The sequence below is a fragment of the Aquabacter sp. DMC10 genome (assembly GCF_056314145.1).
Genome location: NZ_JBQUYX010000004.1, coordinates 625,224 through 639,972, shown reverse-complemented (window position 1 = coordinate 639,972; position 14,749 = coordinate 625,224). Strand labels below are relative to the sequence as shown.

The 14,749-nt window shown below is 68.1% G+C and carries 11 protein-coding genes; 3 read left to right on the top strand and 8 right to left on the bottom strand.

Features of this window, described 5'->3' with window-relative positions; translation table 11 throughout:
* Positions 1-540: 540 nt before the first annotated feature.
* The 4 genes from ACT54L_RS14545 to ACT54L_RS14530 are packed head-to-tail and all read right to left on the bottom strand — an operon-like array spanning position 541 to position 3,856.
* Positions 541-1,503 carry a HEAT repeat domain-containing protein gene (locus ACT54L_RS14545; protein WP_476086335.1) on the bottom strand — a complete coding sequence of 321 codons (963 nt, stop codon included), beginning with the start codon at positions 1,501-1,503 and terminating at the stop codon, positions 541-543.
* Positions 1,504-1,513: 10 nt separating this feature from the next.
* On the bottom strand, positions 1,514-1,747 hold the full coding sequence (locus ACT54L_RS14540; RefSeq protein WP_024277657.1) for a 4Fe-4S dicluster domain-containing protein: 234 nt from the start codon (positions 1,745-1,747) through the stop codon (positions 1,514-1,516).
* Between the two features lie 25 nt (positions 1,748-1,772).
* Positions 1,773-3,509 (bottom strand): fumarate reductase/succinate dehydrogenase flavoprotein subunit, encoded by a 1,737-nt coding sequence (locus tag ACT54L_RS14535; protein ID WP_476086334.1) that lies wholly within the window; start codon positions 3,507-3,509, stop codon positions 1,773-1,775.
* The gene (locus tag ACT54L_RS14530) at positions 3,506-3,856 is read right to left on the bottom strand and encodes a DUF971 domain-containing protein (RefSeq protein WP_476086333.1); all 351 of its coding nucleotides are present in this window, start codon (positions 3,854-3,856) and stop codon (positions 3,506-3,508) included. The genes ACT54L_RS14535 and ACT54L_RS14530 overlap by 4 nt, the downstream gene beginning before the upstream one ends.
* 286 nt (positions 3,857-4,142) lie before the next feature.
* On the opposite strand from ACT54L_RS14530, the gene ACT54L_RS14525 reads away from it, so the two are divergent.
* Entirely contained in the window at positions 4,143-4,580 is a 438-nt protein-coding gene (locus ACT54L_RS14525; protein ID WP_476086332.1) for an invasion associated locus B family protein, read from the top strand.
* 41 nt (positions 4,581-4,621) lie between these two features.
* Here the strand turns inward: ACT54L_RS14525 and mgtA are convergent, their stop codons facing one another.
* Positions 4,622-7,192 (bottom strand): magnesium-translocating P-type ATPase, encoded by a 2,571-nt coding sequence (gene mgtA / locus ACT54L_RS14520; RefSeq protein ID WP_476086331.1) that lies wholly within the window; start codon positions 7,190-7,192, stop codon positions 4,622-4,624.
* 114 nt (positions 7,193-7,306) lie between these two features.
* Between mgtA and ACT54L_RS14515 the strand changes: the two genes are divergently transcribed.
* A complete protein-coding gene (locus ACT54L_RS14515) occupies positions 7,307-10,603 on the top strand; it encodes a glycosyltransferase family 2 protein (RefSeq protein ID WP_476086330.1) in 3,297 nt (1,098 codons plus the stop codon).
* Between the two features lie 57 nt (positions 10,604-10,660).
* Here the strand turns inward: ACT54L_RS14515 and ftsY are convergent, their stop codons facing one another.
* Genes ftsY through dapF form a run of 3 tightly spaced genes read right to left on the bottom strand, consistent with a single transcriptional unit; the run spans position 10,661 to position 13,770 of the window.
* Complete coding sequence (gene ftsY, locus ACT54L_RS14510; protein ID WP_476086329.1) at positions 10,661-11,602, bottom strand: signal recognition particle-docking protein FtsY; 942 nt, start codon at positions 11,600-11,602, stop codon at positions 10,661-10,663.
* Between the two features lie 21 nt (positions 11,603-11,623).
* Entirely contained in the window at positions 11,624-12,922 is a 1,299-nt protein-coding gene (mtaB, locus tag ACT54L_RS14505) for a tRNA (N(6)-L-threonylcarbamoyladenosine(37)-C(2))-methylthiotransferase MtaB (protein WP_476086328.1), read from the bottom strand.
* Positions 12,919-13,770, bottom strand: a complete 852-nt coding sequence (dapF, locus tag ACT54L_RS14500; RefSeq protein ID WP_476086327.1) for a diaminopimelate epimerase — start codon at positions 13,768-13,770, stop codon at positions 12,919-12,921. Before dapF ends, mtaB begins: the two co-directional genes overlap by 4 nt.
* Before the next feature lie 234 nt (positions 13,771-14,004).
* Here dapF and ACT54L_RS14495 point away from each other — a divergent pair, with 234 nt between their 5' ends.
* Positions 14,005-14,649, top strand: coding sequence for a GyrI-like domain-containing protein (locus tag ACT54L_RS14495; RefSeq protein WP_476086326.1), 645 nt, complete (start codon positions 14,005-14,007; stop codon positions 14,647-14,649).
* The last annotated feature ends 100 nt before the right edge of the window (positions 14,650-14,749 follow it).

Sequence of the window (14,749 nt, the reverse complement as noted above, 5' to 3'; positions counted from 1 at the left end):
CTACCAAGCGCACCAACGTCCCCTCTCCCGCAAAGCGGGGGAGGGTTAGGGAGGGGGCAAAGACCCAGGATGGGGAGGAGTTGAGGAAAAAGGCGGGGCGCGGCTTGGGGGACGAGAACGCTTCATCGTCCGTCATTCCCCCTCCCCACCCCTCCCCCGCTTCGCGGGAGAGGGAGCCTGTCGCGCCGGGGGAAGGTCGAGATGACAGGCGCAATGGCGATCAGAGACACCGCCCTACCAAGCGCACCGCAGTCCCCTCTCCTGCAAAGCGGGGGAGGGTTAGGGAGGGGGCAGAGGCGGACCAAGGGCAGAGGCGGACCAGGGGCAGAAGGGGAAGACGGACCTGAGGAGAAAGATGGGTCAGAGGATCAAAACCGGAGTGCGGCCGAAAAAGGAGATGCCGCCGATCGGAGGCAGAGATGCCGGGCGCCCGACCGCGCGAACGAGGCCCAACATCCTGTTTTCAAAAAAAAATCCCCGCGACGCAGGGGCGCCGCGAGGATCAACGTCCAGGTTAAAGCTGCAAACGCCGCGCTCCCCTCAGGCCGCCGCGCGGCAGCGGTCCAAGGCCCAGCGCACCAGCTTGCGCACGTCGGGATCGGGATCGTCGAACGCCCCTTCCAGCGCCGTGACCGCCGCCGGATCGGCGATCTCGCCGAGCGCCGCCGCGGCCTCCTTGCGCACGTTGGACAAATCATGGCCGAGCGCCCCGGCGATCACCGGCACGCCCTCGCGGGCCTTGAGCTTGCCGAGCGCGTTGATGGCCTTGGCGGTGACCTGCCAGGTCTCGTCGCCAACGGCGATCACCAGCGCGCCCACGGCTTCCGGCAACTTGGCCTTGCCGATGGAGAAGGCCGCTTCCTCGCGCACCTGCCAGTTGGGATCGGTGAGGCCCTTCAAAAGCGCCGGCACGCCCGCCGTTCCCGGCCGCACGAAGACGAGGGAGGCCATGACCGAGCGCCGCACGGACGGCTCGGCATCGCCCGCCGCCATCATCAGCGCCGGCAGGGCCGCCTCGGCCTTCAGATAGCCGAGCACGCCCAGCGCCTCCCGGCGCACCGCCACTTCCGGGTCGGAGAGCGCGGACAGGGCCACCGGCATGGCGGCCTCCACCTGCATCTCCTTCAGCGCCCGAAGCGCCGAAGCCCGCACGAAGGCATTGCCCTCCCGAGCGCGCTCGATCAGGGCACCGGCGCTGGCCGGCTCCTTCTTGTCGGCGAGGCTCTCGGCGGCGGCAAGGCGCACCGCCTCCACGTCATCGTCGAGGGCGCCGATCAGAGCGAGCGCGACGGGCGCGCCTTGGTGCTCGTCCAGCGCCTTGGCGGCGGCTTCGCGCACCATAGCGTCGGGATCGACGATGCCCTCCAGCAGGAGGTCCACGGCGGCGGGGTCCACCGCCTCCGCCAGCTCCAGCATGGCCACCCGGCGGATGCCCGCATCAGTGCTGCGGGCGCGCTCCGCGATCTCGTCCAGTTCGTCGTCGAAGGTCTCGAAGACCGCCATGTCCTGATCCTCAGCGCAGCAGATAGGGGATTTCGACCTTCACCGCGCCGGTGGGGCAATCCACCTCGCAGGGCATGCAATACCAGCACTCGTCATACTTCATGTGCGCCTTGCCGGAGGCCGGATTGATGGCGAGCACATCGAGCGGGCACACATCGATGCACACGCGGCAGCCCTTCTCGGCAATGCACTTGTCGTCGTCGACGGTGACGGGAACGGAGGTGGTGTGGTTGGCGAACGGCATGGCGGGCTCCGAAAGGGCGAGAGGGTCACTCGGCGGCGATGGCCGGGGTGCGCAATTGGTGGTAGGCGCCCATCTCTTCCTCGGGGATCTCCACCACATAGGGGTCCACCGCGCGCTTGCGATGGGCCATGCGGCGGTCGGCATCCTTGTAGAGAAGGGTGTGGCAGAACCAGTTCTCGTTGTCGGTGGCGGGATGATCCACCCGCCAGTGATAGAGGCCCCAGCGGCTCTCGGTGCGATAGAGCGAGGCGGCGGCGGCCATGTCGGCGCAGTCGAGGATGGATTGCAGCTCCAGCGCCCGCATCAGCTCGTGGGGATCGCGCGCCACAAGGTGCTGGAGGTCATCGCGGATCTCGGCAAAGCGCTCCTGGGCGATGCGATACTTGGCGGTGACCTTGGGCGGCTGGAGATAGTCGTTCACCAGGCGCCGGGTCTTGAACTCCATCTCGAACGGGGTCAGCCCGTCCGCCCGGCGGGTGGGAGCGAGCACCCGCTCCTGCTCGGCGCGCACATCGGCCGGGTCATAGGCCGGCAGATCGAGGGAGGCGCAGTAATCGGCCGCGTCCCGCCCGGCAATGCCGCCATTCACGAAGGCGCCGAGCATGTAATTGTGCGGGACGCTGGCCATGTCGCCGGCGGCATAGAGGCCATCCACCGTGGTGCGGGCATTTTCGTCCACCCACACGCCGGAGGCGGAGTGGCCGGAGCAGAAGCCGATCTCGGAAATGTGCATCTCAACCATGCGCTGGCGATAATCGGTGCCGCGCTTCTCGTGGAAGCGGCCGCGGGAGGGCCGCTCGTTGGAATGCAGGATGGTCTCGATCTCCGAGATGGTCTCCTCGGCCAGATGGTTCATCTTGAGGAAGACCGGGCCATTGCCGCTCTCCAGCTCGCCGAAGAACTCCTTCATCATCTGGCCCGACCAATAGTCGCACTCGATGAAGCGCTCGCCCTTGTTGTTGGCGGTGTAGCCGCCGAACGGGCCGGTCACATAGGCGCAGGCCGGGCCGTTATAGTCCTTGATGAGCGGGTTGATCTGGTAGCATTCCAGGTTCGCCAGCCCCGCCCCCGCATGATAGGCCATGGCATAGCCATCGCCGCAATTGGCTGGGTTTTCATAGGTGCCAAACAGATAGCCCGAGGCCGGCAGCCCCAGGCGCCCGGCGGCGCCGCAGGCCAGGATCACGGATTTCGCGCGCACCACCAGGAATTCCGAGGTGCGGGTGTTCACGCCGATGGCGCCCGCGATGCGGCCGTCCGGCGCATTCAAGAGGCGGGTGGCCATGTAGCGGTTGGTGACGTTGACCTGAAGGCGGCGCAGCTGGCGGTAGAGCGCCTTCTTGACGTGGTGGCCTTCCGGCATGGGCAGCACATAGGTGCCCATGTGGTGGACCTTGCGCACATTGTACTCGCCCGAGCCGTCCTTCTCGAACTTCACGCCGATGGAATCCAGATACTGGATCATCGGATAGGAGCCGGTGGCATAGGCCATCACCGCCTTCTGATGGACGATGCCATCATTGGCGACGGTGATTTCCTTCACATATTGCTCAGGCGTGGCATAGCCGGGGATGACGGCATTGTTCAGCCCGTCCATGCCCATGGAGACCGCGCCCGAGCGCTTCACATTGGCCTTCTCCATGAGCACGACCTTGAGGCCGGGATTCTTTTCCTTGGCCTTGATGGCGGCCATAGGCCCGCCCGTGCCGCCGCCAATGACCAGGATGTCGCATTCGACGATCTCGGTGGGGATGTCGCTCATGGCCTGTGCTCCGCAAGGTCGGCCCCCGCGAGGGCGCGCAGATAGCTGAAGGGGTAGATGCCGCGCTCGTGCCCGTCCGAGAAATGCAGGTTCAGGGCATAGTCGGCGATGGGGGAAAGCGAGGTGATGGCGATGCCGGGAAAGTCCTTGGGAAAGCGTTCCTCGGCCCGGGCGCGGGTGCACCAGGCGCAGCGGCAGGCGGTGCGCAGGGCGGAGGCCCGGAAGGTGTGGGGGCGACCGTCATCCCAGGTGACAACCAGCTCATCCCGGGCGGCACTCAGGCGGATCTCCTGCGGCACCGCCGAGGGATCGAAGAGGGAGGAGGAGGTCTCAAGGGCATTCATCATGGGCCGATTGGACACCGGCCCCGCACCGCCAGATAGCAACTAGTTGCTGAACTGGTCTATTTCCAAAATCCACGGACGGCCAAACTGAAGCCTTGGCCCGCAACGATTTCGCCCAGTTTCGCGCCACGCTGCCACGAAGGGGCCGAATTTGGCGGCAAATCCACCTTTCGTTAACCTCCGCGGCGGCTAGATGGCCACATCTTGCATAGCATTGGAGAGAAATATGCTGCCACGTATGGCCCTGACAGCAGTTCTGATCCTTTCGTGCGGAGCAGCTTCCGCTGCTGTGCCAAAGTCACTAGGCACCTACAATGATTGGAGCGTCTGGACATATCAGGACAATGGTGCCTCCCATTGCTACATCTACTCCGCGCCCAAGCGGGAGATGCCTTCCACCCTCAACCATGGCGATGTCTCGTTCTTTGTCCGCATGGTCGGCAAGAACGCCAACCGCACCGAGGCGAGCCTGACCACCGGCTATGACCTCGCCCCCAATTCCACCGTCAAGGCGGACGTGGACGGCAAGGACTTCTCCATGATGGTGGGCGGCACCAATGCCTGGCTGTCATCGGCGGCCCAGGAGTCGGACTTCGTGGCGGCGCTGAAGCGCGGCGATGAATTAAAAATCTCCGCGCAATCCCGGCGCGGCAATTCCACCAACTATATCTTCTCCTTAAGCGGCGTCACCGCCGCCATGAACCGCATGCAGTCCGCCTGCCCGTGAGCAAAGCCCGGCCGGCGGCGCAGCCGGCCGGGACCACCTGCTCAGGTGCCGGGCGGTAGGAGAGCGGGGCGTGTGCTGGACCGCATGGCAAACCGCTTAAGGACCTCCGCGCTGGCGAGATAGGCCAGGGAAATGACCCCGATGGCGCCGAGCACGGGCCATGGCAGGGCGCCAAAACCCAGCACATGACCCAAAGGCGTCAGCGCGATCAGCAGGGCGAGAGCAAGTGCACCGAGGGAGCTGGCCACCAGCAAAGGATGCGGCCGGCTCGACAGGGTCGGCGCCGCGGTGCGCACGATGAAGATCACCAGAATCTGGGTGGCGATGCTCTCCACGAACCAGGCGGTGCGAAACATCTCCTCCGGCGCCCCGAAGCCGAGGCGCAGGACGGCGAAGGTGGCGAGGTCAAAGAGCGAGGAGAGCGGCCCCATTACCAAGGTGAAGTGCAGCACGTCCCGCATGTCCCAGCTGTGCGGGCGTTCGAGATCGCCGGGGTCCGCGCGATCGAAGGGGATGCCGATCTCGGAGAGATCATAGAGCAGGTTGTTGATGAGGATTTGCAGCGGCGCCAGCGGCAGAAAGGGCAGGACCAAAGAGGCGAACGCCATGGAGAGCATGTTGCCGAAATTGGAACTGGTGCCCATGCGCACATATTTCATGATGTTGGCATAGGTCCGCCGGCCCTCGGCCACGCCATCGGCCAGGACGCCGAGGTCCGGGGCCAAAAGGATGATGTCGGCCGCCTCCCGCGCCACATCCGTGCCGCCTTCCACGGAGAGGCCCACATCCGCCGCATGAATGGCGGGGGCATCATTGATGCCGTCGCCCATGAAGCCGACCGTATGGCCGCGCCGGCGCAGCGCCTGCACCACCCGCATCTTCTGGTCGGGGGAGACGCGCACGAACAGATCCGTGTGCGGCGCCTGCTCGGCGAGGGCAATGTCCGACAGCTCGGCGATCTCGGCCCCGGTGAGGCATTCGCGCACCGGCAGGCCGAGCGTGGTCATCAGGTGGCGCACCACCGGCTCGGCGTCGCCCGATATGACCTTCACCGCGATGCCGGCCCGCCGCAGCCGCTCCACGGCCGGGCCCGCGGACGCCTTGGGGGGATCGAGGAAGGCAGCGCAGCCGGCAAAGACAAGCCCCGCTTCGTCCTCCAGCGCGAGGCTCTCGCACGTTGCAGGCATGGAGCGCCAGGCGACGCCCAGAAGACGCAACCCTTCCGCCCCCTTGGCCGCCATCAGCGCGGCGATGCGGGCGCGCGCCGGCGCATCAAGGGGCACGACCGCGCCCGCCCCGTCCTCCACCCGATCGCACAGGGCGAGCACCTCTTCCGGCGCCCCCTTCACCACCATGTCCCGGCAATCCCCCTGTGCCAGAAGCACCGCAGACCGCCGGCGCTGGAAGTCGAACGGCAGATCCGCCACCGCGTGCCAGCGGTCTTCGCCCGAGGCGCCAGGCGCCGCGTCGCCGGCCAGCAGGGCGTCATCGAGATTGGACCGCACGCCGGTGGCGAAGCGGGCGTTGCGGCGGGCCAGTTCCGCCACTCGCGCGTTGGGAAGGCCTGCGGCGTCGAACGTCTCCACCAGGGCGATGCGCGCCTCGGTCAAGGTGCCCGTCTTGTCCGTGCACAGCACGTCCATGGCGCCGAAGTCATGGATGGCGGACAGGCGCTTCACCACCACCTTGCGCTCCGCCATGCGCGTGGCGCCACGGGCCAGGGTGACGGTCATCACCATGGGCAGAAGCTCGGGCGTGAGGCCGACGGCAAGCGCCACGGCGAACAGGAAGCTGTCGAGGGTGAGACCGGTACGAACCAATTGGGTAAGGAGCACGAACAGGACCAGGAAGCCGGTCAGGCGCAGGATCAGCATGCCCAGGCGATGGACGCCCCGCTCGAATGCGGTGGGCCCCGTGCGCTGCTCCAGCGCGGCGGCAATGGCCCCGAAGCGGGTCGCGCCGCCGGTGGCGCGGACGAGCAGGGTGGCCTCCCCACCCACCAGGTTGGTGCCCGCATAAAGGGTTGAGGCGCCCGCCTCCGCCTCGGCCTCGGCCTCGGCGCCAGGGAGCGAAGCCGCAGCGCGTTTTTCCACCCCGTAGGGTTCGCCGGTCAGCAGGGCTTCGTCGGCCATGGCCTCCTTCTGGCGGACAATGAGCCCATCGGCGGGAATGAGGTCTCCGGCGCGCAACTCGACCACGTCGCCCGGCACGATCTCTCGTACCGGAACCCGTATCAGAGCCCCATCCCGCCGCACCTGGGCGGTCACCGCAACCGCCTGTCGCAGCGCCTCAATCGCCCGCTCGGCCTTGTGCTCCTGGATGACATCGAGGCTGATGGAGAACAGGACGATCAGCACGATGATGACGAGGCTCTGCCAGTCCCCCGTGCCACCGGAGACGACGGCGGCGACCAGCAGGATGGCCACCAGGGGGTCGGCAAACTTCCGAAGGATCATGCGAACCAGCGAATGCTGGGGTCCTGCGGCCGCCACATTGGGGCCAAACTGGCGCAGACGATCCGCCGCCTCCTGCGCGCTCAGGCCGCGCTTCGGATCTATTGCCTCCTGAAGATCCGCCTGGGTCACGTCTTCGCCGGCTCGAGATGGCATCATGAAACCTTCTCCGCGCTGATCGGACATGCAATGTCATTCAGCGTGATCGCGTCTCTATCGCACTGCGGTGGAAAGGGATGATATGCTCCAGCGCAATTGCTCCGGCGAGACCGAATGACCAGCATCGAAGAAGCGGGCCTGATCGGGGCCGTCGACCGCATTGAATCGGGCCATCATGTCTCGCTGATCCTGGGATGGTGCATCGCCTCCCGAAGCCGGACACCCCCCGAACAGGTGGTGGTGCGCGTGGGGGGAATGGAGCTGGGGCGCACTGGCCATTTCAGCACGCGGCCTGATCTTGCAAGCGTCGGCCTGGAGGGCGTGGCCTGCGGCTTCGTGGTTTGCGTGCCCGCCGCACTGGATGCCCGCACCGTCGCCCGCATCGAGCTTTCCGATGGCCATGACCGCCCGGTGGAACTGCTGCCGCGGGCGGTGGATATCCAGCCTCTGACGCCACGGGGACGGATCGAGCGGGCCGGGCAGAACGGGATCTCCGGCTGGATTTTCGATCCCGAGACCCCCGAACCTGCCGCCCGCCTCACCTTTGCCGGCCTGGAGGTGACCATTCCGGCCGACCTGCCGCGGCCGGATCTGGCCGCCTCCGGCATCCGGCCGGATCTCCAATTGGGCTTCAGGCTCACGGCCGAGGACCTTGCCCCCGCTTTCGTGGAGCTGGGCGGGGTGCCGGAGAAGGTCCCGGTGCAGCTCTTTGCTGGCGATCTGGAACTGGATACCGCCGTATTCGGATCGGGCCGGCCGATCGGGGCCGTCGACTTTGCCGACGCCCACAGCCTGTCCGGCTGGGCGGTGCGGGAGGGCCTGCCCGAGGACATGGCCACCGTCGACATTGCCATCGACGGCATTCCCTTCGCCCAGCTGCCCGCCGACCGCGAGCGCATGGACCTGCGCCTCGCCGGCCTGTCCACGAGCGGGGGTGGGTTTGCCCTCAATTGGGGACGGCCTCCGGTGCGGGCGGACCGGTTCACCGTGTCCATCCGCGATACGGAAACCGGCACGGACCTGCGCGGCTCGCCAGTGGAAATCGCCGCGCCCTCCCTGGCCGATCCAGACCTGCGCAATCCCGGCCTGGACCGGGCGCTGGCCACCATCATCGTGCCGGTCTTCAATGCGCCGGCGGCCCTGGAGCGCTGCCTCACGGCGCTCCTGCGCCACACCACCGCGCGGGCACGCATGGCGGTGCTGGATGATGCCAGCACCGATCCCGCCGTGCTCACCGTGCTCCAGCGGCTGGAGGGGCTCGGCAATGTGATCGTGCGGCGCAACCGCAAGAACGAGGGCTTCGCCCGCACGGTGGACGCGGGCATCCGGTCCGTCGAGGGGGATGTGGTCATCCTCAATGCCGATACGGAAGTGGGGCCGCGCTGGCTGGAGAACCTCCTGACCGCCTCCTGGCAAGGGCCGCGCATCGGGACGGTGACGGCGCTTTCCAACCGCGCGGGGGCATTCTCCGCGCCTGACATCAACGGCGCCAATCCGCTGCCGCCCCACCTGTCCGCCGCCGAGGTCTCGCGCCTCGTCAATCAATCGGCGCTCGGTCTTTATCCGGCGGTGGGCACCGGCAACGGCTTCTGCATGTTCATCCGCCGGGCCTGCTATGACGCGGTGGGCGGCTTCGATCTGAAGGCCTTCGCCAAGGGCTATGGCGAGGAGAATGATTTCTGCGTGCGCGCCATGCATCTGGGCTGGCAGCACGTGATCGACGACCGCACCTATGTGCTGCATGAGCGCGAGGCCAGCTTCGGTGCCCGCGCCGCCGCGCTGAAGAAGGAAGCGCGGGAGACGCTGAAGCGTCATTCCGAATATGACGTGATCGTCGACAGCTTCTCGCGCCGCACCGACCTGAACACCGTGCGCTACCAGGTGCGCCGCGCCTTTCAGGAGGCTCCGGCGAAGGTGCGGCCGCGCCTCCTGTTCGTCATTTCTACCTTGAGCGGCGGCACGCCGCAGACCAATCGCGACCTGATGGAGAGCCTGCGCGACCGCTACGAGCCCTATCTGCTCTATTGCAACGGTCACGTCCTGGAATTGTGGTCGGCGGACGCGGACGAGCAGCGGCTGTTGGAGCGCAAGGTGCTCGACCGGCGCATCGACCCCGTGCTCCACACGTCGGATGCCTATGACACGGCCGTGCGCGGCTGGATGGTGAAATATGCCATCGAGCTGGTGCACATCCGGCACCTTGCCTATCACAGCCTCGGCTTGCCGTCGGTGTGCGCCTCTCTGGCCCTTCCCACCGTCTATTCCTTCCACGATTATTATACCCTCTGCCCCAGCGTGAAACTGATCGACGAGGCCGGGCAATTCTGCGCCGGGCGCTGCACCCACACGCCCGGCCCCTGCCGCTCGGAGCTGTGGGACCAGAGCGAAATGCCCGACATCAAGAACGCCTATGTGGAGCGCTGGCGCGCCCGCTTCCAGGCGGCCATCGCCTCGTGCGACGCGCTGGTGACCACCGCCCCTTCGGTGGCCGAGCTCATCGGCGGCATCATGCCCTCCGTCGCCGGACGGCTGAAGGTGATCCCCCATGGCCGCACCTTCGCCCGCTTCGGCCGGGCGGCGCCGGTCACGCCGGGCGGTCCGTTTCGCATCCTGGTGGCCGGCGACCTGTCGCGCGCCAAGGGCTCCGCCCTGGTGAGCGAACTGGCGCGCCTACTGCAGCCCGAGGGCGTGGAGGTGCATCATCTCGGCGGCTATGATGACGGGCTGGATACCCGCGCCGTCATCACCCACGGCCCCTATGCGCGGGAGGATTTCGTGGCCCGCGCCGAGGCCATCGGCGCCCATATGGGCCTTCTTGCCCCGCTGTGGGCCGAAACCTATTGCCACGTGCTGACGGAGCTCTGGGCCGCCGGGCTTCCCGTGCTCGGCCGGGATCTCGGCGCGGTGGGCGAACGCATCAATGCCCATGGTGCCGGCTGGTTGTTCGATGCGGCCGATGCCCGCCTCATGGCGGATGCGGTGCGCTACATCCGCGACACGCCGGAGGAAATGGCGGATCGCCGCGCCGAGGTGCTGCGCTGGCAGGACACCGAGGGGACAGAACGCACCGCGCAGGCCATGGCGGACGATTATGCCAGCCTCTATGAGGCCATCCTGGCCAGCCGGCGCGTGCTGGAGCGCCGTCGACCGCTGAAGCCGCCGGTTGCCTCCCAGCGCGGCATGCAGGGCGGCCCGCAGGCGAGGCCCCCAGCCAACGGCCCGGGAAACGGCAATGGTCCAGGGATTGGCAACGGACCGGGCAACGGACCGGTACGGCCTCAACCCGGCGCGCCGACGAGCCCTGGCTTCGGCGAGCCCGCGCTTCGGCCGATGGCGTCGCCTGGCCGTCCGCCCCAGCCGCCACATGCCCCGCCCACGCAACCGCCGCAGCCCACACGGGCCTTCCGCTAGGGCGGCCCTGCCAAGTGCGGTAAGGGCCCGGGGAAGATGCGTCCGGGCGGCGGAATGTCAGCTCAGGCCGGCAATGGCGCGGGCAAAATCCCGGGCCGCGAAGGGCTGAAGATCGTCCGCCCCTTCCCCGACGCCGATCAGGTGCACGGGAATGCCGTGCTTGGCCGCGATGGCCACCAGGATGCCGCCGCGCGCGGTGCCGTCCAGCTTGGTCATAACGAGGCCGGTCACGCCGGCAATACGCGAGAACACCTCCACCTGGGAGAGGGCGTTCTGGCCGACGGTGGCGTCCAGCACGAGCAGCACCGCATGAGGGGCGGTCGGCTCCAGCTTCTTGATGACGCGGACCACCTTCTCCAGCTCGGCCATCAGCTCGGTGCGGTTCTGCAAGCGGCCGGCGGTGTCGATCATGAGGATGTCGGCATTGAGCGCACGGGCCTCGGTGATGGCGTCGTGCGCGACGCCGGCCGCATCCGCGCCAGGGGCGCGGGCGATCACATGGGCGCCGGTGCGCTCGCCCCAGACCTTCAATTGCTCGATGGCGGCGGCGCGGAAGGTGTCGCCCGCCGCCAGCACCACTTTGCGGCCTTCTGAGCGCCACTGGGAGGCGAGCTTGCCGATGGTGGTGGTCTTGCCCGAACCGTTGACGCCCACCATGAGCAGGATGAACGGCTTGTGGGAGGTATCCACCACCAGGGGCTTGGCGACCGGGGCGAGGATGGTCTCCACCTCGGCGGCGATCAGCTCCTTCACCTCGTCGGCGGAGATCATCTTGTCGTGCCGGCCGCGCCCCACCTCTTCGACGATGCGGGCGGCGGTGGCGGTGCCGAGGTCTGCCCGGATCAGGATGTCCTCCAGATCCTCCAGGGTGGCGGTGTCGAGCTTGCGCTTGGTGACAAGGTCCGTGATGCCCTGGGTGAGGCTCTGGGCGGTGCGCGCCAGACCGCTGGTGAGGCGCTTCCAGAAGCCCTTCTTCTCCGGTGTTCCGCTCTCGCTCATGTGCGTCCTTGGGGCGTTGGGTCAGGCGGCGATCAGCCGGGCGCCGTCATGGCCCGAGATCCGCAAATCGAGGATGGCGCCGGGGCGCGCCGCGCGCGCCACCCGCACCGGGGTGAAATGGGGCGTGCGCCCGCCGCCGTCGGCCTCCACCAGCACCGCCCGGCTGCGGCCCACCTGGGCGGCCAGATGGCGCAGCAGAGCCGCCTCGCCCTTCTCCCGCAGCCGCCGCGCCCGCTCCTTCACCAGCGGACGGGCCAACTGGGGCATGCGGGCGGCCGGCGTGCCGGGGCGGGGCGAGAAGGGGAAGACGTGCAGGAAGGAGAGGCCAAGGGCGTCGACGCAGGCAAGCGTGTTGCGGAACTGCGCCTCGGTCTCGGTGGGAAAGCCGGCGATGAGGTCGGCCCCCAGCACCAGGTCCGGCCGGCGCCGGCGCATCTCGGTCACGAGCCGCTCCGCATCGGCGCGGCTGTGGCGCCGCTTCATGCGCTTCAGGATGAGGTCGTCGCCCGATTGCAGCGACAAGTGCAGGTGGGGCATCAGCCGTTCCTCCTCTGCCAGGGCGGCGAGAAGGTCGTCGTCCGCCTCCACCATGTCGATGGAGGACAGGCGCAGCCGCTCCAGGGCTGGCACATGGCGCAGGATGGACCGCACCAGCCGGCCGAGCGTCGGCGTGCCGGGCAGGTCGCCGCCATAGGAGGTCAGGTCGACGCCGGTGAGCACCACCTCGCGCTGGCCGGCCTCCACCAGCCGCGCAATGTGTGCCACCACCGCGCCCATGGGCACCGAGCGGGCATTCCCCCGGCCGAAGGGGATGATGCAGAAGGTGCAGCGATGGTCGCAGCCGTCCTGCACCTGCACGAAAGCCCGCGTGCGCCGGTCGAGCCCCTCGGCCATGTGGGGGGCGACGGCGCGCACGGCCATGATGTCTTCCACCGCGAGGCGAGGCGCGGCGCCCTCCCCGAGGTCGAGGGCCGCCCGCGTCTCCCGCCAAAGGGCTGGATCGGCCTTGCGGGCATTGCCGATCACCCGGTCCACCTCGGGCATGGCGGCAAAACGCGACGGATCGGCCTGGGCGGCGCAGCCGGCGACGATGACGCGCGCCCCGGGACGCTCGCGCTTGGCCTTGCGGATGGCCTGCCGCGCCTGGTTCACCGCCTCGGCGGTCACGGCGCAGGTGTTCACGATGACGGCGTCGACAAGGCCCGCAGCTTGCGCAGCGGCCAGCATCTGGCTGGATTCGAGCGCATTGAGACGGCAGCCGAAGGTGAGGACCTGGATCCCCCCTTCCCGCTCCGCCGCCGGCGCGGCCGGAACGGTCACGCCGCCTCCGTCAGCATGGCGGGGGTGAGCTGGCCCTCGAATTCATGGGCCACCGGGCCGGTCATGAGGACGTGGCCGTCGCTCTCCCGCCATTGAATGGTCAAGTCGCCACCGGGAAGGGTGATGCGCACCGCCCGGCCGGTGCGGCCGGTGCGCACGGCATTGACGGCAACGGCGCAGGCAGCCGTGCCGCAGGCGCGGGTGCGGCCGGCGCCGCGCTCCCACACGTCCACAATGAGATGATTAGGACCCGCCTGGCGCACGAAGGAGATATTGGCCCGCTCAGGAAACAGCGGATGATGCTCCAGCGCCGGGCCGAGGCGGTCCACATCCACCTCGCCATCCACGAAAAACACCGCATGGGGATTGCCCATGCTGGCAAGGCTGGCGGGGCCGAGGGCCTCATAGCCGGGAATGAGATAAGCAGCCGTGTCAGGAACCGGCGCCGCCAGCGGGATCTCGCTCCAGGCGAGGCGCGGCGCGCCCATGTCCACGGTGATGGCGCCGTCCCCTTGCACATCGCAGATGAGGAGGCCGGCCGGGCTCTCGAACACCACATGGTCCGCCCCCGCGCGCGCCGCCTCATAGGCGGCGATGCAGCGCGTGCCATTGCCGCAGGCGGCTGCTTCAGAGCCATCCGAGTTCAGGATGCGGACGAAGGCGGCGGTATCCGGCCGGCGGGGGGGATAGAGCACCATGGCCTGATCGAACGGCACGGCCTGCGGACGGGCGAGCGCCCGGGCCTCGCCGGGGGAGACCTCCACCGGGTCCGAACGCAGGTCGAGCACGAGGATCTCGTTGCCGAGCCCGTTCATCTTCACGAAATGGCGATCCGCAAGCCTGGCCATGATGTCCGACAAATCCTGCCGCCGCGCGGCCGCCAGACGCGGCAGGCCGGAAGCGCGTTTCGCCTTATATGGCGGGCACCGGCCCTTGCGCCACCCCTTCGCCACGCGCGGGGCGTATGCACCCGGCGAGAACATGATAAAAGTGCGCCGCAACAGCCAGTGCCGGTTCGAGCCGGCAGGAGTGAGCATGCAATGAGCGGTCCGTCTCGCCTTCGCGCCGGATGGTGGAACACGATGCGGTCAGGCCTTCTCGCACCCGCCCTTGCGCTCCTTGGGGCCACGGCCGGCCTGGCGCAGAATGCCCCCTCCCCCGCCGAAGTTGCCCCCTTGCCCGGCGCCCCGCCGGCCCTCGGCGCCCCGCCGGCCACCAAGCCCGCCCAGCCCTCGTCCCCCGCTCAGGCCCCGCAGACGCAGGACCTCATGTCGCCGGAGGAGGTCGTGCTCTCGCCGGTGCCCGTGCTCAGCAAGACCGGCCAGGCCAGCTGGGAGAGCGGCTTCGACATCATCGTCGGCGCCTTGAAGGCGGTGACGGTCGAGTTGGACCGCCTGGGCCTGAAGCGCGATGGCGACGTGATGGTGCTTTACACCTCCAGCGACGATGCGGGGTTCGAGTTCGAGGCGCAGGTCCCGTTCTCCGGCACCACGCAGGACAAGCCCAAGGATGGCGTGACACTGGGCGCCTCTTTCAGCGGCAAGGTGCTGAAATTCACCCATCACGGCTCTTTTGCCGACATGGATGAAACCTACGAGGCCATTGCCAATTATCTCGACAGCAAGAATCTCCAGGCACAGGACGCCTATGTGGAGAAATATCTGTCCGACCCGATGACCACGACGCCGGATGCGCTGGACGTGGACATCTTCGTTCCCCTGAAGTGATCGTCTTCCCTCGGGCAGGCGAATCTCATTCACTGGACACATTGCCCCGCCGGAGCGGTCCGTGATCCGGGCGGCCGAGCGGCGGGGGGAGTAGGAGGCG

What these genes read in the sequence shown, in the direction of transcription:
- ACT54L_RS14545 (WP_476086335.1), bottom strand. Translation starts at nt 1,503, where the DNA reads ATGGCGGTCTTCGAGACCTTCGACGACGAACTGGACGAGATCGCGGAG.
- ACT54L_RS14540 (WP_024277657.1), bottom strand. Translation starts at nt 1,747, where the DNA reads ATGCCGTTCGCCAACCACACCACCTCCGTTCCCGTCACCGTCGACGAC.
- ACT54L_RS14535 (WP_476086334.1), bottom strand. Translation starts at nt 3,509, where the DNA reads ATGAGCGACATCCCCACCGAGATCGTCGAATGCGACATCCTGGTCATT.
- ACT54L_RS14530 (WP_476086333.1), bottom strand. Translation starts at nt 3,856, where the DNA reads ATGATGAATGCCCTTGAGACCTCCTCCTCCCTCTTCGATCCCTCGGCG.
- mgtA (WP_476086331.1), bottom strand. Translation starts at nt 7,192, where the DNA reads ATGATGCCATCTCGAGCCGGCGAAGACGTGACCCAGGCGGATCTTCAG.
- ACT54L_RS14515 (WP_476086330.1), top strand. Translation starts at nt 7,307, where the DNA reads ATGACCAGCATCGAAGAAGCGGGCCTGATCGGGGCCGTCGACCGCATT.
- ftsY (WP_476086329.1), bottom strand. Translation starts at nt 11,602, where the DNA reads ATGAGCGAGAGCGGAACACCGGAGAAGAAGGGCTTCTGGAAGCGCCTC.
- dapF (WP_476086327.1), bottom strand. Translation starts at nt 13,770, where the DNA reads ATGGCCAGGCTTGCGGATCGCCATTTCGTGAAGATGAACGGGCTCGGC.
- ACT54L_RS14495 (WP_476086326.1), top strand. Translation starts at nt 14,005, where the DNA reads ATGCGGTCAGGCCTTCTCGCACCCGCCCTTGCGCTCCTTGGGGCCACG.